The following is a 23,699-nucleotide window of genomic DNA, read 5'->3' on the forward strand; positions in this document are numbered from 1 at the left end:
AAAACAAAAACGTATTTAAGATGAAACGTATATCATATTTAATGCATTCGATTATGCTTTTAAGCATAGTGGCACTGCTCCTGTCGGGCTGTGAAAAAGAATGGACAGCGGAGTTGGACGGTGATGATGCTCCACGTTTGTTTAGACCCTCTATGAAGGGGGCACTCGTAGCCACCGGTAATTATATTGATGTTGCCTGGCAGGAAAGTGAAGGCGCAGGCGGTTATAAAGTTGAAGTTAGCGTAGATACTTTTAAAACAGTAGCAAAATCAATTGATGTCGTAGACACAACAGGGGGGACGGTGGACGACTTGCTTTGGGAGCAACTGTATCAAGTTCGTGTAACAACGCTACACCCCACGGATGCTGCTAAAAATTCGAGACCGGCGGATTTCGGTGAAATAAAGACTCCGCGGTTTCCTACGATCGTCATTAATCCGGTTTCATCGGATGTCGGGGTGAACCGCATTCTGTTTAAATGGAATAATGAAGGGGGCGCCGTGACCACGGTCAAGGTTTTTCAGGCAGCTGCCGAATCTACTCCCGAAACGCTCGTGCAGACCATTGCATTAACACCGCAAAATATTAGCGATGCCTGGATCCTGATCGAAAATCTAAAAGCGGCAACGGCCTATCGTGTGGCGCTTTATAGCGGTGAGAAATTTAGGGGTGAAAATAATTACACGACGAAAGATCCTTTGAGCGGTGAAATCATCGATTTGAGCAAGGAAAACCCTGCGGGTGTTAATTTGGGGGATGTGATTGCAAATGCCAATGCAGGGGCGACCATCTTATTGAAAAAGGGAGCCACATACGAAATATCGACCGCTGTTAATTTCAGTAAATCAGTGACGGTTATGTCCGAAGATAATCCATTGGTCAAGCTCAAAGCGCAATTGTCCATCAGCGGAGTATCTAATTTTGGTATTACAGCCAACAGTACGATTGCTAAGCTTGCCTTTATTGACCTCGAAATATTTAGCAATGATGCGGCTGGTAAATACATCTTCAACCCAAATACAATGGCAACTATCGATCTGTTTTCTTTTGAAAACTGTATCATACATGATGTGCGCGGAGTGACCAGGTATAGAGGAGGCATCACGGTCGGGCAACAGACTTTTTCCAATTGTATCATTTATAATGTTGGGGGCTATGCTGTAGTAACGGTCGATGACAATAAGTCGGCAGTCAATAATTTTACGTTGGAAAATTCAACGGTCTATAACGCAGATGTATTTCTAGCTAGTAAAAATAATGCTAGTGGCCAGTACAAGATTGAATATGTCACATTGTATCGTGCTCCACTTTCAGGAAGAAACTTTATAGATTTTGATGGAACAAAAAATACCATTGCAGGTGGGCTCACGATCGCAGGCGTAATATTCGGTGATCCAAAGACGACCGATGTAAATGCGACAAACAAGACACTCGGGGGGATAAGAATAAACCCAAGCACACAGATTACCGGCGGTGGAAATTATCGCACGGCCGATTTTACCTGGAAGGAAGCGTCTGATTTAATTCCGCTGTCCACACTTGATTATTCCAAGAAAAGCACGGATTTATTTACAGATCCAGATGCGGGCAACTTCAAGATCAAAGATAACGGCTTTGCCGGAAAAGACAGTGCCGGCGATCCACGTTGGAGACCATAAGGATAACCGATTCCTATATAGCTGAGTGATCGGCTATATAGGAATAGCTATGCCTCATTTAAACCTTACTTAACATGATGAAATTATCGACAGTACTACTGTTAACTACGGTTAGCATGTATGCCGCATGCTCAAAATCCATTGTACAACAGCCCGACAACGGGATAGTTTTGGCGGACCCTTCAAATCTAAATGTGCAGGTCGAAGGGACAAAAGTAAATTTTAGCTGGAAGAAGGATCCACTGGCAGATGGTTATTTCCTGCAATTAGCGGAAGGAACTTCTTTCAGTAAAGAGGTGCACTCCAGCGATACGATCCAAAATGAACAATATGCCTTTGCTGATTTAAAACCAAAGACAGACTATACCTTACGGATTCGGGCGATAGACCGCGATAATCCAGCATTTACATCGCGAAGTATATACAAGTCCTTCCAGACAGGAGCTGTTGCTGTGGAGCAGGTATATGCTTTTCCAGGGGCCGAAGGCTTTGCACGTCAGGTTACAGGTGGTCGGGGAGGTCGGATCATCAAAGTGACCAACCTGAATGATACTGGGCCGGGGAGCCTGCGCGAAGCCTTAAACCAAACTGGGGCACGTATTATCGTCTTTGAAGTGTCTGGCAATATCGTATTAAAGAGTAACCTGGATATCAAGAATGGCGATCTGACTATCGCCGGGCAATCCGCTCCGGGAGACGGAATCTGCCTACAAGATTATCCTGTCACTGTCAAAGCCGATAACGTTGTCATCCGATTTATGCGATTCCGAATGGGAGACCGGCAACAAGCTGAGGGGGATGCAATAGGTGGTTTTGAACGTAAGAATATGCTGATTGACCATTGTTCGATGAGTTGGTCTACAGATGAATGTGCGTCATTTTATAATAATGATAACTTCACCATGCAATGGTGTATTATAACCGAAAGTTTACGTTTGTCAGCACATTTTAAAGGAGCGCATGGTTATGGGGCTATTTGGGGAGGAAAGAAGGCAACATTTCATCACAATCTGGTAGCACATCATGACAGCCGAAATCCTCGTTTAGGGGAGCGTGAAGGATCGGAGTATGCGTTGACGGATCTCGTTGATATCAGAAATAACGTTTTCTACAATTGGGCAAGCAATAGCGGATATGGTGGTGAAGCGATGCATGTCAATATGGTTAATAATTATTATAAACCTGGTCCTGCTACCCGGTCTGGTGTTCGTGGCAGAATAGTATCCATCGATAAATATCTGAAAAATGAAGCTTCACCCATTTTCAATAAGTGGGGAGAATTTTATGTTCAGGGAAATATCATTGAAGGAAATGATCTTGCTAATTCCGATAACTGGACAAATGCCGTTGCAAATCAATTCAACACAAAATATGGCATACTGGACGCGGCTACGCTGAGTGCCATTCGGCTGTCAGCAGCTTTGCCGATTGAAGATAATGTGAAAACTGAATCAGCTGAACAAGCTTATCAAACCGTTCTGGAGAAAGTGGGCGCCTCACTCGTACGGGATGATGCTGACATCCGGATTATAAATACCGTTAAGAATGGAAATTTTACGGCCAATGGATCTAGTGGCGATGAGCGGAGCCGAAATGGCATCATTGACTCACAAGACGATGTTGGTGGATGGCCTCAACTCAAACAAGGAACAGTGCTAAAAGACAGCGATGGGGACGGCATGCCAGATGCATGGGAAATCGCCAATAAGTTGGATCCTAGCAAAGCAAATGCAAATGATAGGGATTTGAGTGAGGGCTATGATAACGTTGAGGTATATTTAAATAGTTTGGTAAAACATTTATATTAAACATGAGTTCGATGAAAAATCAAATCTTACATTGGATCAATAGTGCGGTTTATTTCAATTGCATCCTATTCCTTCTTTCATGCAAAAATGAAATGCTGTATAATCAACATGTGCTGTCTGAATTAGAAGGTCCCCAAGAGGTACGTATTGAAAGCCAGCATAATCAAGTAGCCGTCAGCTGGAATCCCATTGCTGCTGCAGACGGATATTTTGCTGAACTTTCAAAAGGACCTTCTTTTGTCTCAACTTTGAGACAGTCAGATACGATAAAGAATACCAAATATACCTTTGAGGGCTTGGAAGCAAATACAGCTTATACAGTCAGACTGCGGAGCATAAGCCTTACATCGCCATCCCTTACCTCCAAAAAACAGGTGAAGACGTTCACAACTGCAGCGATACCCAAAGAGGATTTCGTACCTGATATTGTTGTCGCAAAAGATGGTACTGGAGATTATGTTTCTGTACAGGAAGCCATTCATGCAGCTCCTGTCAATGGAGCACAACCCTTTTATATCTATATCAAATCCGGAACCTATAAAGAAGTCGTTGAAATACCGCAAAATAAACCCCTTATTCACCTAATAGGTGAAGATAAAGAAACGACCATTTTGACATTTGACAATTACAGTGGTAAAACTAAGCCTGGCGGTGGTACATATGGAACCGCAGATTCCCGTTCTGTCTATATAAAAGGAGATCAATTTGTTGGTGAAAGACTTACCTTTGCCAATTCTGCTGGTATGGATGCCGGACAAGCAGTTGCTTTATATATCGATGCGCCTAGGTCCGCCTTCAATGATTGTAAAATGCTGGGGTATCAGGATACCTGGTACGGACATAATGGAACAAAGTCCCTGCTGGAAAATTGTTATATAGAAGGCTCTGTGGATTTTATGTTCGGAGGTTCCTCAACTTTGTTTTCCAAATGCCAGGTTCATAGCAACCGTACCGGTGGCTATATTACCGCCGCCTCTACACCAGCTGAGCAGCAATATGGTTATGTCTTTGCCGACTGTAAACTCACCGCGGCAAACAATGTCTCAGAGGTGTGGTTGGGTCGACCTTGGCGCCCTTACGCAAAAGTTGTCTTTATGGATACTGAAATGGGAAAACATATTCGGCCGCAGGGGTGGCATAATTGGGGAAATCCTGAGAATGAAAAGACGGCATATTATGCGGAATATAAGAGCATGGGCGAAGGAGCTGATATAAGCAGCCGAGTTAGCTGGTCACATCAGCTGACCGATGCCGAAGTGCAGCAATATACAAAAGAGAAGGTGTTGGATGGCTGGGAACCGACTTTCTTACCGGAAAATGTGCGAATAGTAACAAAATTAAACAAATAGGAGAAAACAGGCTATGATACCGTGGTGTCTTTTTGACATACAACAGTACAGTGCAGGATGATGAAACCGGTTGCATTGTGTAATATTGTGTAAACCAATATATAACAATTATAAACCCAATGCCAGCACTGGTTGGCTTGAAAATCTCATCATTATGAAAAGACAATGTCTATTTTCTTTTGGCGCTTTGGCTATGATTCTTCTTTCTTGTTCCAAAGACGCACTTGTTTCCAGGTTGGAATGGATTGAATGGGCTGAAAGTAATGCTACAACTGACGGCGGAAGGTTACTTGCTTTTCCTGGGGCGGAAGGCTTTGGGCGTTTTGCTACCGGAGCCAGGGGAGCAACTACACCAAGTGTCTATTTTGTAACAAATCTAGATGACAGCGGTCCGGGCTCGTTTCGCGATGCAGTGAGCGAGCCTGGACGTTTTGTATTGTTTAATGTATCCGGTATTATTAAATTAAAATCTAATCTAGCCGTTGCCGCAAACACCACCATCGCCGGACATACGGCGCCAGGCGACGGTGTGGTTCTATATGGAAGGAAAGTTTCTTTTTCTGGCTCAAATGGGACGATTGCACGCTTCGTTAGGATCAGGCTCGGCGCAAATGCCGGAGCCGGGAAAAGCGATGATGCATCCGGTATTGCCAACGGAAAAAATATCATGCTCGACCATATGTCTTTTACCTGGGGACTGGATGAGGTGTTCTCCATAAATTGGGATAACAAAGGTAACGAGCCAGATAGTATTACCATTCAGAATTCAATCATTGGGCAGGGGCTACATCGTCATAATCACTCTGCCGGCGGCTTGATACAGACCGGAGGGAAGATCTCTATCATCAAATCACTTTATCATAGCAACAAGACTAGAAATCCGAAAGTGAAAGGCATTAACGAATTTGTCAATAATGTTGTTTATAACTTTGGCAACGCCAATACAACCTATCCCGATCATACCATATCTGCAGATGCTTACATTCTTGGCGGTGAATCCTCAGGAGAGTCTAATGTGACCATCTTAAATAATTATTTTGTGGGTGGTCCGTCAACCCCAAAGACAAAAGGAACTCCATTTTCTAGAGGAAACGGCAATTTCAATCTCTATCAGTCGGGTAATTATTTTGACAATAATCAGAACGGTAAGCTGGACGGGGAATTAATCGAAGCTACAACGGCCTGGTACCCGGGGCTAACTGCAGATAATTTTAAAACAGCCGACTTCTACGAGACCTACCCCACCTTGCGGCCCAGAATGAGCGCTAAAAAAGCGTATGCCTACCTAATTGATCATGTCGGTGCCACCTTGCCCAAAAGAGATCAGGTCGATGCTTTTTTAGTCAATGAATTGCAAAGTAAAGGCACACTTGGATTTTATACCTATCGCGAATCGGATCTTCCTTTGGACAATGGCGGGTTGGGACGATTGGAAAGCGCTAATCTTCCACTCGATTCAGATCATGATGGCATACCTGATATATGGGAAGAAAAATTGAAATTGAATAAGAACGATAATCTGGATGCCCTAAGACCGAGTGAACATCCGTTGTTCAAAGGCTATCTCAATTTGGAAGCTTATTTGATCTTGTTAGCGCAGCAGAAATAAGGGGTCGAAATAAAGAAATGGTTTACTAGGAATGGAAGCCGTTCCTTGTAAGTCGCCCATTTAAGTGCTGCAAGCAAGTCCTATGTTGCATAAAATGCGATTTAATAACCCGATGAAAATCTCAATATACTAAATTATAATGCGAATGTTTAAAAAATTACCGAAAGATAAATCTGTGTTGTTTAACTCAAAGCTTAAGTTTGTTTTGGCGGCCTTAGTTTTGCCGTTTCATCTCTGGGCGCAGTCAAATAAAATTGCCGGAGTGGTGGTTGATGACGCAAATGTGCCTCTTACTGGAGTAAGTATCCGTATAAAAGGAACAGGTCAAACGCTACAAACTGATTCCAAAGGATTATTCCAATATGTAGCGAAAGAAGGCGATATTTTACAGTTATCAAGCGTCGGTTATGAAACGACAACGTTTGTTGTCAAAGAAAATGTACCAATTAGAGTGCAATTGAAAAAATCCAATCGTGATCTTGATGAAGTTGTTGTTATTGGATATGGTACCGCCAGAAAGCGCGATTTGACTGGGGCTGTGGGCTCGGTCAAAGGAAGTGAAATCAAGGATATACCGGTGACAACTGCAGCGCAAGCATTGACCGGAAAGATTGCAGGAGTTAACGTTGTTACGCAAAGTGGTGCCCCGGGGTCGGCAGTCAATGTTACTGTCCGCGGTGGGACGAGTTTCTCTGGATCGAGCAATCCGTTGGTCATTGTCGATGGCTTTGTTATGGATGGAGGATTGAGCAGTGTGGATGCAAGTGATATTGAAAGTATCGATGTGTTGAAAGATGCTTCAGCTTCGGCTATTTACGGTTCTAGAGGTGCTAATGGTGTTATATTAGTAACCACAAAGTCCGCAAAATCCGGTCGGACCAATATAGATTACAATACCTATTTCAGTTTTGAAAGACTAAGCAAAAAATTGGATTTGTTGCGGGTCGAAGATTATGTGAAATATCAATATGAATACCAGACCCTAGGTGGCAGGCAGCAGCAATTCGCAAATATGTTTGGCGGGGATCCCACAGCACCGGATTTTGCGAGCAATGCATATACACGGATACAGCAGGAGTATGGCAATCGTACTGGGATTGATTGGCAACAGGAAGTTTTTGGCGGTTCGGCCATCTTACAGAATCATAATGTCAATATAAACGGGGGAAATGAAAAGACGAAGTTAATGTTGAGTTACAATAACATGAGTCAAGATGGTATATTGGCTAAATCTGGTTATAATCGCAATAGCCTAAGGGCTAAACTCAATCACAACCTTTTTAAAGGGGTGGATTTGGATTTTAACACCTTACTGCAAGATGCGAATACACAAGGTGGAGGTTCGTTGGGAGGGATGCTTAAGATGTCCATCCTGCAACCGGTCACTGGGGGAGTTCGATTCACCAATGATCAATTGCTGAACACCGACATTGCAGAAGAGCTTCAGGCAGTAGATTCACAATATGATATTTACAACCCGATTATCATGAACGATGCGATTACTAAGACCAGGGCCAGCCGTTTGGCTGTGGCCAATTTGGGCTTAAACGTCAAATTCCTTAATAATTTTACCTTTCGAACCGCTGGATCCTACCAGTGGAAGCAAACGAGAAATGACATGTGGGATGATGGACGTACAGTAAATGCCCGTAACAATGGTGGGCCATATGGATCAAGAGGTAATGCAGAAGGGTATCAATGGCAGCTCACCAATACACTGTCTTGGATGAAACAGCTCGAAAAGCATCATCTAAATCTAATGATGGGACATGAGATTCTTTACTCCAAAGATCAAAGTTTGGGGCATACATATTATGGGTTTCCACAGAGTAATTTTGGATTGAACGATGTATCCTTGGCAACTCGAATAGATCGTGCTGACGTTGAAGAAGGTCGGTACGGACTTGTCTCTGGGTTTGCGCGAGCGATCTATAATTATGATGATCGTTATCTTTTTACGGCTACATTGCGTGCAGATGGCAACTCTAAATTCAAGGAAGGGCATCAATGGGGTTATTTCCCCTCAGCCTCTGCAGCCTGGAATATCCACAAGGAGCAATTTATGGTAGGCCAGAACTTTTTTGATCAGTTAAAGATACGGGCGGGTTATGGATCTACCGGAAACGATAATATTGGTAATGTGACCTACGCTACATTGTACGGATCCACGATTGCTGCGATCAATAATACAGAGGTAATAGGTTTGAAACCAAGTGATTTGTTGGGGAATCCTGAGTTGCAATGGGAGAAGACGCAAACGTCTAACCTCGCGCTGGACATTGCTATTTTAAAGAATCGTATTAGTTTAACGACAGATTTCTATTCCAACAAATCAAGTAATCTCTTGTTAAAGCAGACAATACCTACCTCAACAGGATATCGTTATCAAAATCAAAATGTGGCAGCCCTGCGCAACCGGGGAGTAGAGTTTACCTTACGCACATTGAATATCAAAAAACAGAATTTTCAATGGCAAACCAATTTCAATATCACATTTAATAGGTCAAAAACGCTTGGCCTATATGGATCTAGTAGTGAAAGTAGCGATTTTATGTTGAATAATCTCAGCTCAAGGATTGACTTCATCACAAGAGTCGGCGAAACTGTAGGACAATTTTACGGTTACAAATACGACGGTGTATATACCACAGATGATTTTGTCCAAAATGGGGATGGTAGCTACATGTTGAAAGATGGTGTAGCATCATTAAAAGGGAAAAACAGAACGAGTATTAAACCAGGCGATGTCAAATATTTACCAACTGCAGGCGAGACAGATAGCAATGGTAATCCCGTATGGTCAACCAATGATCGTACGGTAATAGGCAATCCTGAACCGAAGTTTTTTGGCGGAATTGGGAATAATCTTTCCTATAAAAATTTTGATTTAAATGTATTTCTAAATTTTGCATATGGTAATAAGGCATTTAATATGAATACACAGCGTTTCATGGGACCTTATTTACCGAATCAGAATTCATTGGAAAGAATGGCGGATCGATTTACATTAATTGATCCCTCTACTGGAACAGAGACTAAAGATCTCAACCGCTTGGCCGAACTGAATCCTAATCAGCATCAGAAAGATCAAGTGTGGAGTCTAAATTCCACCAATAATATTGCGATAAGTGATGCATTGGACTATTATCTGGAAGACGCATCCTTTTTACGAATTAACAATATCACCCTAGGCTATACTATGCCTCAAGAATTGTCCAAACATGCTTATTTACGAAAAATGCGGGTTTTCTTGACGCTCAACAACATTCATACATTTACCAAATTCTCGGGTTATGACCCAGAAGTAGCATCAACATCGTCTATTTTAACGAGAGGGGTGGATAACTCTGCTTATCCAAGAACAAAAAGTTTCGTTGTTGGATTTAATTTGACCTTTTGAGTGATGGATTCGGTTAAAATATAGCAGCACTACAGACAAAAGATTTAATGCGATTTAACGAATCGTTTATGACAAAAATAGTCTTTAATGAAAAACACTTTATTCCAATGAAAAGAATTGTAACAATATTAAGCATAGCCTGTTTATTGGCAACAGGATCATGTAAGAAATTTTTGGAACTTCCTTCCCAAAGCGATTACGATAGTAGTAATATCTTTGAAAACGCCGATCGTGTAGAAATGGCATTACTAGGTGCTTATACGAGTGTTTTTAATTCAGAACTGTATTACCAATTTGGTATGGGGACAGACGAATGCTTTTCTACTGAGGGGGAGACCAATTCAAAAAATCAAGTTTCCAACTATGTGTATACTCCAGCAACAAGCCCCTCTTCGACCTACACGGCAATGTATTCTGGTGTTGAACAGGTCAATGTATTAATTAAGAATATTCCATTAATGCAACCTAAGACTGATTCAGAAAAGAAAAAACTTGATATGCTCCTTGGCGAGGCACTGGCTATACGCGCCAAAAATATGTTGAATGTGGTACGTTATTTTGGCGATGTTCCTTTTCCACGTATTCCCGTAGTCGATGCGGGGAGCTTCTCTTCTTCCCGTGTGAGTCGTGACACCATCATGGATGCCTGTGTCGAAGATTTACAAAAAGCTATTGCCTTGCTCCCTTGGAAAGGAGAATCTGGTTTATCCGTAGAACGTATTTCAAAGAATGCAGCTTATGGGTTATTGGCTAGGACAGCTTTATATGCTGCCGGATATTCCTTGCGTTGGGATCTAAACTCATATTCAGCAAGTAGTGTGCAGCTGAGTAAACGTCCGGACCAGTCCAGGATTCACCAGTTATATCAAATCGCAAGAGATGCTTGCAAAATGGTTGTAGATCGCGGTGAAAATAGTCTGATAGATTATGAAACGATATTCAGAAACCTCATCAATGGAAAATACGATAACGAATCCATGCTGGAATATGGGCAAAAAGGAGCTGATCGTAACGATGCACAGATTGGTTATACAAATGGATTTTTTTCGCACACAAATTCCTTCTATGGTAAAGCACAGCCAGCAATGGCAGCCTTTCCAACCTATTATTTTGAATTTGAAGAGGGGGATAGCCGTCGTGATGTCGCGATTGCATCCTATTCCATCACAGCAGATAGTAAGCACCAGATGAATACCTATGCAAGTAATACTATCGGTAAATTTAGGGTCAATTGGAAAGCAGAGAAAGGCATTGCGGTAAACAAAAGAGATATCAACTGGATTGAATTGCGTTACGCTGATATCCTGCTGATGTACGCCGAAGCTGAAAATGAAATCAATCAAGGACCAACCGCAATTGCAAAAGATCTATACGAACAAGTACGCTTACGTGCATTTAAAAACGATAAAACAAAAATAGGGACAACACCAACATCTTATCAAGGGTTTCGGGATGCCATTATCCAGGAACGTAAACTGGAATTGGGCTTTGAAGGATGGCGACGGACCGATTTAATTCGTTGGGGAATTTTGTTCGAAAAACTGAGTCAAACCAAGCAAGATTTATTGGATCTTGCCGCACACCAAGGCAAGTACGCAAATGTGGATTTATTCCGTGCGTACAAAATGACGCCTGCCAATGCGTTTAATGATCCTTTGATTGCACAGGAATTTATATCGTTTAAAGAGGCTCCGGATGCAATAAAAAAAGCCGAATTAACTGCGCAGGGATATACCATATTGGATATGTACAGCAATCAATCTATTTTCTTTTCAAATGCCTTGGCCCCTACGGCGACTTGGGTGAGTAATATTTATAGAGGTCTGGAAAAAAACAAAGTAGAGATAGTCCCGTTAAGTACGACGACCATTGATAATAATCCAGGACTGACCGGTCAGCAGCATCCACTCTATTAAGATGTATTGTGTCCCTCCAATCGATTTTGCGCTCTGTCTGTGGGATATTGCACTGTATTTGTGCAATTTTTCCACTTGGCGAAATGAGTTCGACAGGTGAACGTTTGATTTCCCCTTTTGGCAAAATATCACTGACGTTCGTCGAAATGAAAAAGTCCCCCGACTTCTTTGTTTAGTTAATGGACTTTTTCATTTTGTCACTCGGCGAAATGAAAAAGTCGGGTGTCTGAACGATTTTTCCACGTGGGGAAATGAAAATTCCACGTGGGAAAACAAACGAAACACTGGTCGGAATGACTTTTCTACGTGACGAAGTCAATATTTTGCTGCGCGAAATCGTTCAGACAGCATGCAAATCAAGATAGCTCAGGACGGTTATTGTTTCTTTTTGTGATATTTTTAGCATTACTGGCTGATGTACATATTTATTACTTCTCGTAAGGTAAGTTCATAATATAATTATATGCCGCTATGTAAAAGAAAAACGAATGACATTGACGACGTAACTCCAGAAGCCTTAGCGATTTGGGTACGATAATATTTATAAAGTACCTTAAGTGAAATATCAACAACGAGTCATGGTTAACAATATTCTTGATAAGTAGTATAATAATGTAAAATATTTATTTTAATCATACAGGACAACATATGATCTTTAAAAAAATAATTCTTCTCCTATGCATACTGGGAGTAGTATCTACGCTGACAGCACAATCGATGTATCAACAGTTTGCAGATTCGGAAATGAAGCGGTTTCCTGAGGCCTGGCAGTTGGACCATGGAAAACGATTATATTTTGGGTATTCCCAAGGCTTGGGATGTCTTGCAATGTTAAAGGTAGCTGAAAAAACAGGCGATAAGAAGTACTTCAACTACGTAGAAAAATGGGCAGACACGCTCATTAATGAAAAGGGTGAAATTCATCTCTACGAGCTTAGTGCCTATAATGTGGATTTTGTGAATTCTGGAAAGATACTTTTTGAACTTTATGAAAAAACAAAGAAAGAAAAATATCGCTTGGCTATTGAAACATTAGTTCACCAACTAAAATACCAGCCTACAACACTCGAAGGTGGCTATTGGCACAAACTGATTTATCCCCATCAGATCTGGTTGGATGGCGTTTATATGACCGGGCCTTTTCTCGCAAAATATGCTAAGCTTAGTAAGCAAGACCAATATTATGACAAGGCTATCGATGAGATTTTAATTACAGCTAAACATACATTGGACACTAGGACAGGATTGTATTATCACGCTTGGGATGAAAGTAAAAAGCAAGCTTGGGCAAATCCCAAAACGGGGCAGTCGCCCAATTTTTGGGGCAGAAGTATTGGCTGGTATTTTATGGCTGTCATCGATGTATTGGACGAGTTGCCTTTAGATTATCCCAGAAGAGATCAATTGATCCAATTGGCTCAATCGTTAGCCAAGACTCTTGCTAACTATCAAGATGATGAGGGCCTGTGGTGGCAAGTAATAGATCAGCCAAAAAAAGAAAGAAATTATCAGGAAGCTTCGGTCAATAGCATGTTTCTATACGCTTATTCAAAAGGGATCAATAAAAAATACCTTTCTGAAAGCTACATGGCCTTGGTACACAAATTATATCAGGGGATTCAAGGACGTCTGTTAAAAAAAGAAAATGGGCTGTGGTCATTGGTGCAGTGCAATGCAGTTGCCGGTCTAGGTGGAAATCCTTATCGGGACGGTAGTTATGATTATTATGTAGGCGAACGGATCCGCGAAAATGATACGAAGGCCACGGGACCTTTTATCATGGGCTGTATAGAGTCTGGATTTTGAAAAAACTAGTTTTTAAGTGTTTTTTTAAAATATTTATAAACAAATCGTTAATTTTATATTTATTAAAATCTAACAATGACCAGTTCCGTAAATCAGTTTTTAAAAACCTTAGAAATCAGTGATTTTTCTGCTACTCCCAAGTATTTGCAATTAGCAAATACCATTATCGATGCTGTTAAAAATGAAACATTGGTCAGAAATGATATGTTGCCGTCTATCAATGAATTAAGTGCATATCTGGAAATATCGCGTGATACTGTTGAAAAAGCATATCGTTATTTGAAGAAAAATGATATTATTGCGTCCAATCCAGGTAAGGGATATTATGTCAACAAGACCGATGTACAATCGAAACTTAAGATAGCCCTTTTTCTCAATAAATTGAGCGCACATAAAAAAATTGTTTATGATTCTTTTGCTAGGGAACTCGGAGACTTTGCCAACCTCGACTTATTTGTTTATAATTCGGATTTATCTTACCTGAATAACCTATTGGGAAGCTTGACCAAAACGTATGATTACTACGTCTTATTTCCGCATTTTAAAGAAGGGAGAGACAAAGCGCCCGACATCATCCGCAAGATCCCTACAGATAAACTGATGTTATTGGGTAAGTTCATTGAGGACGTTCCTGGGGATTTTCCTGCTGTATATGAAAATTATGAACACGATATTTATTCCGCATTGGAAGAAGCCAATGAGGTGCTTAGTAAGTACAAAAATTTGAAACTGGTATTTCCGGACTATAGTGATTTTCCTAAAGCCATCATCAAGGGATTTTACAAATTTTGTCAGCAATATGCTTTTGAGCACGAACTAGTGTCCGATATTGATGAAGAGAATGTTGAGAAGGGAACATGCTACATCAATATTATTGAGGACGATCTTGTGAAGTTGTTGAACAAGGTTATTCAAAATAAACTGGTGATAGGAAAAGATGTCGGAGTCATTTCCTATAATGAGACCCCATTGAAGAAATTTATCCTGAATGGTATTACGACAATATCCACTGATTTTGAAATGATGGGGCGGCTTGCTGCTGAACTGATTATGAACAAATCGAAGGAACGCGTCGAGGTACCATTTTACTTAAAATTGCGGCCATCGGTTTAAGGATGAGCCGCTCATCAAACAAAACGAGGTGATTGCTCGGAACAGATCAATAAAAGATACTTAAAAAGCAAAAGGCTGGTCTATTAAACCAGCCTTTTGCTTTATGGGAGTTGTAAAAACTCCGTTTATTTCTTTAATGTTTTTATAGGGAACAAATCAATAACTCCGGTTGCGACCTTACTGATATTATTGATCGCTTTTTCTGGGTTATCGACATCACCTGAGCCCCGCGCTTGCCAGATCACCGTATTTGTTTTACGGTCTATAGCTTCGATAATTAAGTGGCCATAACGATAGCGTTCTTTTGCAACAGGATAATATCCACCACCGTAATAGTAAGGTGAAAACCAGGGTCTGTACCAGCCCCAAGGACCGCCCCAGCCATAATATCCACCGCCGCCATATACCAATCGGCTTTTGTTATTAACTATTGTAATATAACGGAATAATAGATCCGGATTATCTTTTGAATACTGGAGTCCCTTTGCTTCCAAGGCCGCATTTGCTGCATCCAAAATATTAGTTTTGGCAATATCATTGTCAAAATAAGACTTTGAAAGCGAGTCTACCGGTGGTAACCAAGCATACGTCTTGAAAGGAGTAAAATCCATCTTTTCTACCCGAGTGGTATTGTATTGATAAGACGAACATGATGCCAGCGCGACGCAGAGCACCAAAAATAATAGAATCTTTTTCATCGTAGTAATTTATTTATTAACTGTGATGAATCTATCACGTATATGGCTTTGCTTTTTAGCCTCATACCCGTGATGGTTTCATGGCCTATATGGAACTTTATATTTATTAAATTTGTTTTAACTTCTCACTATCCGCTTTCATCGCTTTTACGCAGCATCGAGTGTTTATTTGCAATTCGTTGTTGTACTAAATAGTACAGGATTTTATTTTTTAATGTTAGACAAAAAACTACAGATATGGTTTAATCCTAATTGTAAAATTAATAGGAATATTTTGCCACCAATGGAATCTGTCTTCCTGGGCCAAAAGCTTTGGGGCTGATCCTTAAGATCGGCGGTGCCTGAAAACGTTTAAATTCAGCATTATTGACCAATTTATTGACTCTCTCTACTAACGCTTTTTCGAATCCCATCGCTACAATTTCGGAGCCGCTCTTTTCATTTTCGATCAATTCAAATAAGATCTTGTCCAATAGATCATATTCAGGAAGGGAATCTGAATCTTTTTGATCCGGGCGTAATTCCGCTGAAGGAGCTTTTTCAATTGTATTGACCGGGATAATTTCACGCTCCCGATTGATATATCGAGCCAGCTCATAAGCTTTGGATTTATAGACATCACCAATGACCGAAATGGAACCCGCCATGTCGCCATACAAAGTGCCGTAACCTACAGCAGCCTCACTTTTGTTAGACGTGTTCAATAGAATGTTGCCAAACTTGTTTGATACCGCCATTAGGATGACAGCTCGTGCACGCGCTTGAATATTCTCTTCGGTGGTATCTGGTTTTAGTCCATCAAAAATCGGGGCTAGCGTATTTTCGTATGCTGAAGCGATGTCTTTTATCGGTACAATATTGTGTTTACAGCCCGTGTTATGCACAAGATCCATTGCGTCCTTGATCGAATGGTCTGAGGAATAGACTGAAGGCATCAGAATGGAGAGTACATTGTCTGCCCCCAATGCCTCGCAGGCAAGGGCGGCTACCAATGCAGAATCCAATCCGCCAGAAAGACCTAACACTGCTCTTTTGAACCCTGATTTCTGAAAATAATCGCGTAGTCCCAGAATCAATGCATCATGGACCAAGGCGATCTCTGTTGCAGGATCTTTTGTCGTTGCGGTGGTTGAGGTGATGTTTCTTTGATGATAGGTAACATATTGCAGGTCCTCTTCAAACCGTTTTAATTCCGCGATCTTTGTTCCTTCATTATTAAGTGCAATTGACCTTCCATCAAAGATAATATCCATATGAGCACCTACTTGATTCACATAGATCAGGGGGCGGCTGTAGGTATTGACCTGGCGTGAAAGTACCTTAACACGTTCGTCAAAATGTGTGTATGAGAATGGTGAAGCTGCGATATTGATCAACAGATCAGGATTTTCTTTCCTGAGTTCGGCCATAGGGTCACCGACATAAGAGTTTCCACCCTCGTCGTCATCCCATAGGTCCTCACATACGGTCAGGGCAATTTTTACACCATTCAATGTAATGCAATTGAAGTGTCTGTTGGGTTCGAAGTAACGGTATTCATCAAATACATCGTAGTCTGGCAGCAGGCCCTTTTTTATAATGTTTCGAACAGCACCCTTTTCAATAAACACTGCGCTATTGTATAGTTCTTTGCCTTCGAGATCGCTGTTTTTGACGGGGGCACCGATAATACAAGCAATATCCTGACAATGGGCAGCGATCTGGTGAATAGCTTCATCACACTGTTTTTTAAATACGCTATTTCGTAAAAGGTCTTTGGCTGGGTATCCTCCGATAGCGAGCTCGGCAAAGATGATAAGGTCTGCCGACGCTTCTTTGGCTTGGTTGATGCTTTGAATTATTTTCTTTGTATTTGCTTCAAAATTACCGATATGGTAATTCAATTGGGCTAAAGCTATTTTCATCCTTTTAATTTTTCTTTGTTAAACCCGTTATGTGATTAAAAACATGACGATTTAAGTTTTGTTTCAATAGTACACAGCCCTAAGACGCGGTACCTTCATTACAAATTTATTCCTTTTTATTGAAAGTGTTTCTTTTATTGGCTACTGTTTTTTAAGATTCTACGAGTGACTAGCTTATTTACTAATCCACGAATTGATCGTAGTATTTTTTGTTTGGCCTATTCAACGCATAGGCCATGAATTTAATCATTGTCTAAAGCTACAGCCTAATCTGTTATTATCTATAGATTGGTTGAAAAATTATCGTCAAAATAACGGTGTTCAATTGTTGTAATTTGCTAAATTGTTTTAACATAATTTTAACAACGTTAAATGCTGTTAAATTTCTTGACATGAAACGGAATCTATAGTACCTTTGATATATCAAAACAGAAAGATATATACAAAATAATATATAAAGAACTTTTCATAATTTAGGTTAATAATTGGTTAGGTAAAGCTCGGAGTTCCCCACTTCGAGCTTTTGTTGTTTTAAGAGTCCGTCTATTTAAGCTTAAGCTATTAAAGGTTAGGTTTATTTTTCTAGAAAGGCTTAACGATTGTTAGTAAATTGACCGATACTTTTAGATACTTACAGAAACGAATACCTTTGAATACTTACAAATAATAGGGGGTATAAATAAAAACCTCCTAAAGCTTTTTTAGGAGGTTTTTAACATGATCTTTATGATTATTTTAGATCAACGACTTCGATAACAAAATCTAAAGGAGAATTAGCTGGTATTTTTCCCGTTGCACGATTTCCATAAGTCCATCTCGAAGGAGCCATAATATGTATCTTAGCTCCTTTTTGAAGCCCTTTTTCAGTTAGCCCACTTAATTTCAAATCCCCAATTTGCTTTGGAGCAAACGCAAATGTCCAAGCCGGAATGATAGTACTTTCAAAGGGGTAATAGTAGCCTGTATTTGTCAAGATTTCGAAAGTTGTTGTTTTGTCTGTTTCAGTTTGATCAAAAATACTTCCGCTCAATAACCTACCCGTGTACTTTACAGTTGGTTTAAATTTAAGGAACTTAGCATTTAAGGTATCGACTATTTTATATTGGTAATTGCCTTCACCTTCTGTTAGAATTTCATACCAGATCCCAGTTCCTGAATCGTATTGTGCATCTGGAAACTTGCTGTCAACATAATTTTTGAGCGTGACAGAATCAGTTTTGAATTGTGCAGCAGCGTCATAAACAGGTGTATCGTCACTTTTAGCACAGCTAACGGTAAATAAAGCAATAGCTGCGATTCCCAAGAACAGTGGTGATAATATTTTTTTCATAGTGTTATTGATGGTTTTTCGAAAAAGACCATTATATTTTCAAAAATGGTTTAACAAAAGTATATTATTTTTTCATTTTACTGCGCCATCTCCCCAATAATTAACATTTTAAAACAGCAATTAACACTCATTAGCTTATCGAAGTGTTTTGCAATGTTGTAGTTCCAATCTGTATTTGTGCAAGCCACCTAATTTTAATGGCACATCAGCTATATTTATTTTATTTGAGACATAAAAAAACCATTTTCAGTATGAAAATGGTTTTTTTATAAACAGCGAAATGTTAATTGGTATTTTTGATATCTTTTACATCAATAGTAAGATCTACAATAGATTTGCCCGGAATTGTGTTTCCAGTTGATTCAGCTTTTTGATCGCTATCTCCATATCCCCAAGGAGAAGGAGTGATTATACGAATCTTAGAACCTTTTTTCATACCGGTTGTGGTAATTCCGCCCACAGGGATTTCTTGCTCGCCGAATTTTATTTTCTGAGGTAAGAACGCTCTGTGCCATATCACAGGTTTTGACGCCAGATTTTTAGTTTCTGTTTTTCCTTCCTCTGTTTTTTCAAATACTGTCCCTTCAGGTTTATATTGCGCACCAGTTTGGACATATTTTCCAACATATTCGACTGTTACATTAGGCGCTATGATTTGTCCTCCATTATTAAATGAATACGTGTATGAGCTTTGATCTCCTGCCGCTAATACTTGATACGCTATTCCTAAAGAATCTATATATATAACATTTTGAAGCTGATTGTCAGAGACATACTTTTTGATAATCGGATATTGCTCTTCGACTCTTTTTTTATTAATGGAGTCCTGAATTCGTTGTTTTTCTTGTTGTTCTTTCTCCCATGCATCGTAATCAAAATTATCTTTATTACATGCTGTAAAAAGAATGCCCAGACACAAAAATGCCATCAAAAATTTCGTGATATTTTTCATAATTTCTTAAAGTGTGTATTAATTATAAAACTCAAACGCACATCCGTTTGGTTTCGCTACACAAATATGTTAAATTATTCTAAAAAAACACCTAACTCTTTTGAATTCAGATATTTTTGCTGTATATTTTTTAAGTGAAACTCCCTATCAAATCGAAGGATGCTAGGAAAAACCATTTGTTTCCCATTCAATAATGTTAGCGCCAAAGGATGGTACTGGCCAGTTCTTTTTTTGTTGGATTTTGGCTTCCAGATGCCCTGATCAAAGGCGATTTCCTGCACAGATTCCGCATCCAAACTGACCGCATAATAGTTTGTATTGATTGCGGTAATAATATCCGGCTTTGTAAGTATCTCTTGTTCCATCTTTCGACAATAGGTACACCAATCGGTATGGATAAAAATAAAGGTCTCCCGTGGTTCTACTGCAAGTAAGGAATCGAGCTGTTCAAAACTGACCCAATTTATCCGCTCCTGTGCAAAATGTAGGAGCGGATAAAGTAAGGCGATCAATAGTATGCTTATTTTCCGACAATATTTCATTGTTACATTTTTATTCGGTATTAGCTATCCCAACACCAATCATCTAATGAAAATGGCCAACACGGAGTCCGAAAGTATAGGTCCTCGGACGTGTTGGCCCATAAATATAATCTGAATCCCGTAGCGCTCCTTTGTCAAAATCCTTTTGGAAAGCGTTGAACATATTCTGTACACCACCAAAGAACTCGATGCTAAAATCCTTATGTACAGGCAGTGTATATCCTAAGCGTAGGTTTAACTCAACAAAATCATTAGCATTCTTTAATGTCATGATATCTTGCTGGATATGTGGTACAATCATTTTACCTGTATATACTCCTGTCAGGTCAACTGCAAATCGTTTTGTCGCTTTTAAATTTGTGTTCATGTATCCATAGATATTGGGTGTACGGACATATTTTTTTGTCCAGATATCATGGGCATCCTCTTTCCCTTCATAGATCAGCTGATCCTTCTTGTAACGAGAGCGTTGGATGGTTCCGCCTGTCTGGAAGGATAGCCAGGATGAAGGCGCAATATTGATTTCGATGTTGGAGCCATACACGCGTGCGCCTTCTCCATTTTGCATTTCCTGAATAATCAACCCATCCTTTTCTGAGGCCATAATGTTGACAAACTGATTGTTGAGATCCGTATAGAAACCTTCGACAAGTAAGCTTGTCTGTACATTTCCAAAGTTTTTATTGTAACTGAATGATCCCGTATAGGCATTGGAATATTCGGTTTTTAAGTTTTCACCAATAAGGACAAAAACCTGGTTGCCGCCGATGGAGGTCACGTGCATGTCTTCATTAAATGCCTGCGGCGCCCTGAAACCCCGTGCATATCCACCCCTGAACTGTAGGTCTTTCGTGATATCATAAAGAACGGTTAATCGTGGGCTGAAAGTCCCAAAGCGTTGATCCGAATTCCGATTTATACCTGCAAGACTGTATTTACCATCTACATACGTGTAATCGTAGCGGGCACCAATCAGTGTTTTCAATGTTGAAAAGGGTTTCCATTCGTATTGTGCATAAGAACCAAGCCCCTTATTTTGCTGGTCAATCGTCCGTTTATAGCCGGGAATCTCATCCTGGGTGTCGTTATAGGAAAACTCTACGCCTGCTGTAAATACATCTTTTTCAAAATTGTAGGTGTACTGACTTCCTAAAACAAGTGCAATATCATCTGTTTTTCCATACGAATTGGATGCAAGGGTACTATCGGCTAAGGTTGTTCCTCCTCCAAGTCCACCATAATAACTGTCGCGCACTGTTTTCTGGACCGAACCATAAGCTGAGAGCTTGTGTTTGTAATCTTCGGAATAATGGTCGTAGGTAATTCCACCGACAATGGAACTGGTTTGCAACTGTTCTGTGATCTGGGTCAAGTGAGGTGCTTTGTCAAGTTGATCTCCACCCCGGCGGAATTCATTGACCGTACTAAAATCGACCGTGATTTTATCCAAGTCGCTTGGTTTATAAAATAGTTTGGTGCCAAAAGTCGTATTACGAAGCTTGGTAATTTCTGAGAAGCCGTCACCGTTTGCATCATAAGATTCTCTATTGCGATGCATCCCATAAAATGTTGCGCCAGTTTTTAAGTCTTCTGTGACAAGCGATGTATTGAAGTCTACGGTGTTGTCCCAGCTTTTTCCGCCGATCAGTGAATTGGTAGATTTTACCTGCCAGTCGTTCTCGACAGGATCTTTCGTAATGATATTGATTGTTCCGGCGATGGCATTGGCTCCGAACAATGCTGAGCCACCACTGCGTACGACCTCGATTCGGTCAATCATGCTGGTTGGGATCTGGTCCAATCCGTAGACACTATTTAATGCCGAAAATACGGCCCTGCTATTAATTAATATCTGTGAGTATGGGCCTTCGAGGCCGTTGAGCCTGACCTGTGAAAAACCACAATTTTGACAATTGTTTTCCACCCGGACTCCGGGCTGATAATTCAATGTTTCGGACATCGCTACAGATTGCGTCGCATTGAATAGTTTTGGTCCGATCACATTGACCACAACGGGCGCATCCTTGCGTTTTACGCCGTATCGGGTAGCCGAGACAACTACCTCATCCAGGTTAAGATTATCTTCTTCAAGCTGGATCTGAAGAGGCGATTTTAAGGTGTCCAAAGCGATTACTTTCGTCAGTGAGCGATAGCCTACAGCCGAAATATTTAAGGTTACCTTGGGTGTAGTTAGGGCATTGAATTTAAAATGACCGTTGGCATCAGATGTGGTGGCTGATTTACCATTCTTAATGGTCAATGTGCCCGAAGCAATAGCTTCACGGTTTTTGTTGAATAAATACCCCTCCAATGATGATTGCGCGTATATAGTGGATGTGCCGGCCAATAGTGTAGCCAGTAAAGTGTATTGTTTTAGCATTTTTATTGTATTGTGTATGAGATGCCCGTACATGCTTATAGCTTTGTAGTATGCTTTTTCTTCTTTCAGGGTACTAAATAAAGGAAACCCTACCTGAAGCTTGTGTGCATACTACATACATAGTCTTTTTGGACGAACAATCGCTATGATGTAAGCATAAGAGCATCATCTATCTACTGTGTAAATTAAACATAGAGGCATTGGTTTTGTCCCTAGGACATACCAAACCAAGGCTCTAATGGCTGTTTTTCCGATTGTGAAAAATAAATGTACTTACCAATGCCGATGGCATGATGATACAATATTTTCACAGGTTGTAGTCAGATTTGGAAAAATATGAACTGTATTTATACAAAGTAGGGAGGCCCCCGGAGGTAGTAGGGACTGTTTGTAATGGTGGTAACTTCTGGGCAGGCCGAAAGATAAAGCGTTAGCTGAATTTCCTTTGCTATGGGAAGTTCGAGAACGATAAACTCAGTCTGAACATAGGTGTTTTGATAGATGACATTCAGGTAATCAATCTGGTCATCGGTTTCTTGTGGTTTTTCTTTTTTTGTAAAATCGTAAGGGTGCGTGTGCATCACGATTTCCCCGGTCGATTTTACTTCTTTGTGCATGAAAACAACACCAGAAATAATAATCAACGACATCAGTGCCAATTGGACTGATGCGATAAGCTGCCGTAGATTTCTTGTTGTTTTTGATTGCATAAAAAAGCGCTACCCGATAAGGCAACGCTTCAAAAATACGATATAAAGTTAAGATTAAAAATTAAAACCAAATCTCAAATCTAATATCTCAATACTATTTGATCAAGTGGTTGTTGTCATCTGGGAAAACCAAGGAGGGTTGAAACTGTTTAGCTTCCTCAAAATCCATGGTTGCATATGAAATAATAATAATGATATCACCGACTTGGACCAAACGTGCCGCAGCTCCATTCAGACAGATGGTGCCTGATCCACGTTGTCCTGGAATGACATAAGTTTCCAGGCGGGCTCCATTGTTATTATTTACAATTTGCACTTTTTCGTTCGCGATGATATTTGCAGCATCCATCAAATCTTCATCTATCGTGATACTACCCACGTAATTCAATTCCGCCTGTGTGACTTTCACGCGGTGAATCTTGGATTTCATTACTTCTATTACCATGGCGCAAAGGTAAAGCTTTTTTTAGTATTTAAATATTCGTAGCTTGATTTGAGCAGCGGCTTATGACATGCTATGGCAT

16 protein-coding genes are annotated in these 23,699 nt (G+C 40.4%); 8 read left to right on the top strand and 8 right to left on the bottom strand.

Going from position 1 to position 23,699, the window contains the following annotated elements; translation table 11 throughout:
- Positions 1–20 precede the first annotated feature (20 nt).
- The 8 genes from HPC41_RS22395 (at position 21) to HPC41_RS22430 (ending at position 14,659) form a co-directional block, all read left to right on the top strand.
- Positions 21–1,658 carry a DUF4957 domain-containing protein gene (locus tag HPC41_RS22395; RefSeq protein WP_172396300.1) on the top strand — a complete coding sequence of 546 codons (1,638 nt, stop codon included), beginning with the start codon at positions 21–23 and terminating at the stop codon, positions 1,656–1,658.
- Between the two features lie 74 nt (positions 1,659–1,732).
- Positions 1,733–3,466 carry a fibronectin type III domain-containing protein gene (locus HPC41_RS22400; RefSeq protein WP_172396301.1) on the top strand — a complete coding sequence of 578 codons (1,734 nt, stop codon included), beginning with the start codon at positions 1,733–1,735 and terminating at the stop codon, positions 3,464–3,466.
- An 11-nt stretch (positions 3,467–3,477) separates the two neighbouring features.
- A complete protein-coding gene (locus HPC41_RS22405) occupies positions 3,478–4,815 on the top strand; it encodes a pectinesterase family protein (protein WP_172396302.1) in 1,338 nt (445 codons plus the stop codon).
- A gap of 154 nt (positions 4,816–4,969) precedes the next feature.
- Complete coding sequence (locus HPC41_RS22410; RefSeq protein ID WP_246250968.1) at positions 4,970–6,424, top strand: pectate lyase family protein; 1,455 nt, start codon at positions 4,970–4,972, stop codon at positions 6,422–6,424.
- A 145-nt stretch (positions 6,425–6,569) separates the two neighbouring features.
- Positions 6,570–9,824, top strand: coding sequence for a SusC/RagA family TonB-linked outer membrane protein (locus tag HPC41_RS22415; RefSeq protein WP_172396303.1), 3,255 nt, complete (start codon positions 6,570–6,572; stop codon positions 9,822–9,824).
- Between the two features lie 107 nt (positions 9,825–9,931).
- Positions 9,932–11,740, top strand: coding sequence for a RagB/SusD family nutrient uptake outer membrane protein (locus HPC41_RS22420; protein WP_172396304.1), 1,809 nt, complete (start codon positions 9,932–9,934; stop codon positions 11,738–11,740).
- 648 nt (positions 11,741–12,388) lie between these two features.
- A complete protein-coding gene (locus tag HPC41_RS22425; protein WP_172396305.1) occupies positions 12,389–13,546 on the top strand; it encodes a glycoside hydrolase family 88/105 protein in 1,158 nt (385 codons plus the stop codon).
- Positions 13,547–13,621: 75 nt separating this feature from the next.
- The gene (locus tag HPC41_RS22430) at positions 13,622–14,659 is read left to right on the top strand and encodes a GntR family transcriptional regulator (protein WP_172396306.1); all 1,038 of its coding nucleotides are present in this window, start codon (positions 13,622–13,624) and stop codon (positions 14,657–14,659) included.
- Positions 14,660–14,784: 125 nt separating this feature from the next.
- Here HPC41_RS22430 and HPC41_RS22435 read toward each other — a convergent pair whose 3' ends face one another.
- The 8 genes from HPC41_RS22435 to panD all read right to left on the bottom strand — a co-directional run bounded on the left by HPC41_RS22435 (position 14,785) and on the right by panD (position 23,620).
- Positions 14,785–15,357, bottom strand: a complete 573-nt coding sequence (locus HPC41_RS22435) for a DUF4136 domain-containing protein (RefSeq protein ID WP_172396307.1) — start codon at positions 15,355–15,357, stop codon at positions 14,785–14,787.
- Between the two features lie 260 nt (positions 15,358–15,617).
- Positions 15,618–17,261: an NAD+ synthase gene (locus HPC41_RS22440; RefSeq protein ID WP_172396308.1), complete on the bottom strand. Its 1,644-nt coding sequence runs from the start codon at positions 17,259–17,261 to the stop codon at positions 15,618–15,620.
- 730 nt (positions 17,262–17,991) lie between these two features.
- Positions 17,992–18,591, bottom strand: coding sequence for an FKBP-type peptidyl-prolyl cis-trans isomerase (locus tag HPC41_RS22445; RefSeq protein WP_172396309.1), 600 nt, complete (start codon positions 18,589–18,591; stop codon positions 17,992–17,994).
- Positions 18,592–18,874: 283 nt separating this feature from the next.
- On the bottom strand, positions 18,875–19,543 hold the full coding sequence (locus tag HPC41_RS22450) for an FKBP-type peptidyl-prolyl cis-trans isomerase (protein WP_172396310.1): 669 nt from the start codon (positions 19,541–19,543) through the stop codon (positions 18,875–18,877).
- Positions 19,544–19,617: 74 nt separating this feature from the next.
- The gene (locus tag HPC41_RS22455) at positions 19,618–20,085 is read right to left on the bottom strand and encodes a thioredoxin family protein (RefSeq protein ID WP_172396311.1); all 468 of its coding nucleotides are present in this window, start codon (positions 20,083–20,085) and stop codon (positions 19,618–19,620) included.
- Between the two features lie 43 nt (positions 20,086–20,128).
- Positions 20,129–22,465 carry a TonB-dependent receptor gene (locus HPC41_RS22460; protein ID WP_172396312.1) on the bottom strand — a complete coding sequence of 779 codons (2,337 nt, stop codon included), beginning with the start codon at positions 22,463–22,465 and terminating at the stop codon, positions 20,129–20,131.
- 347 nt (positions 22,466–22,812) lie between these two features.
- Positions 22,813–23,175 carry a hypothetical protein gene (locus tag HPC41_RS22465; protein WP_172396313.1) on the bottom strand — a complete coding sequence of 121 codons (363 nt, stop codon included), beginning with the start codon at positions 23,173–23,175 and terminating at the stop codon, positions 22,813–22,815.
- A 94-nt stretch (positions 23,176–23,269) separates the two neighbouring features.
- Positions 23,270–23,620, bottom strand: a complete 351-nt coding sequence (gene panD, locus HPC41_RS22470; protein ID WP_172396314.1) for an aspartate 1-decarboxylase — start codon at positions 23,618–23,620, stop codon at positions 23,270–23,272.
- Positions 23,621–23,699: the final 79 nt, after the last annotated feature.

It is taken from the genome of Sphingobacterium prati (genome assembly GCF_013167215.1).
Lineage (GTDB): Bacteria > Bacteroidota > Bacteroidia > Sphingobacteriales > Sphingobacteriaceae > Sphingobacterium > Sphingobacterium prati.

Bases quoted from the DNA above. Each gene is read 5' to 3' on its own strand.
- HPC41_RS22440 (WP_172396308.1), bottom strand. From the start codon at position 17,261: ATGAAAATAGCTTTAGCCCAATTGAATTACCATATCGGTAATTTTGAA.
- HPC41_RS22430 (WP_172396306.1), top strand. From the start codon at position 13,622: ATGACCAGTTCCGTAAATCAGTTTTTAAAAACCTTAGAAATCAGTGAT.
- HPC41_RS22415 (WP_172396303.1), top strand. From the start codon at position 6,570: ATGTTTAAAAAATTACCGAAAGATAAATCTGTGTTGTTTAACTCAAAG.
- HPC41_RS22420 (WP_172396304.1), top strand. From the start codon at position 9,932: ATGAAAAGAATTGTAACAATATTAAGCATAGCCTGTTTATTGGCAACA.
- HPC41_RS22405 (WP_172396302.1), top strand. From the start codon at position 3,478: ATGAAAAATCAAATCTTACATTGGATCAATAGTGCGGTTTATTTCAAT.
- HPC41_RS22455 (WP_172396311.1), bottom strand. From the start codon at position 20,085: ATGAAATATTGTCGGAAAATAAGCATACTATTGATCGCCTTACTTTAT.
- HPC41_RS22450 (WP_172396310.1), bottom strand. From the start codon at position 19,543: ATGAAAAATATCACGAAATTTTTGATGGCATTTTTGTGTCTGGGCATT.
- HPC41_RS22400 (WP_172396301.1), top strand. From the start codon at position 1,733: ATGATGAAATTATCGACAGTACTACTGTTAACTACGGTTAGCATGTAT.
- HPC41_RS22445 (WP_172396309.1), bottom strand. From the start codon at position 18,591: ATGAAAAAAATATTATCACCACTGTTCTTGGGAATCGCAGCTATTGCT.
- HPC41_RS22425 (WP_172396305.1), top strand. From the start codon at position 12,389: ATGATCTTTAAAAAAATAATTCTTCTCCTATGCATACTGGGAGTAGTA.
- HPC41_RS22460 (WP_172396312.1), bottom strand. From the start codon at position 22,465: ATGCTAAAACAATACACTTTACTGGCTACACTATTGGCCGGCACATCC.
- HPC41_RS22410 (WP_246250968.1), top strand. From the start codon at position 4,970: ATGAAAAGACAATGTCTATTTTCTTTTGGCGCTTTGGCTATGATTCTT.
- HPC41_RS22435 (WP_172396307.1), bottom strand. From the start codon at position 15,357: ATGAAAAAGATTCTATTATTTTTGGTGCTCTGCGTCGCGCTGGCATCA.
- panD (WP_172396314.1), bottom strand. From the start codon at position 23,620: ATGGTAATAGAAGTAATGAAATCCAAGATTCACCGCGTGAAAGTCACA.
- HPC41_RS22465 (WP_172396313.1), bottom strand. From the start codon at position 23,175: ATGCAATCAAAAACAACAAGAAATCTACGGCAGCTTATCGCATCAGTC.
- HPC41_RS22395 (WP_172396300.1), top strand. From the start codon at position 21: ATGAAACGTATATCATATTTAATGCATTCGATTATGCTTTTAAGCATA.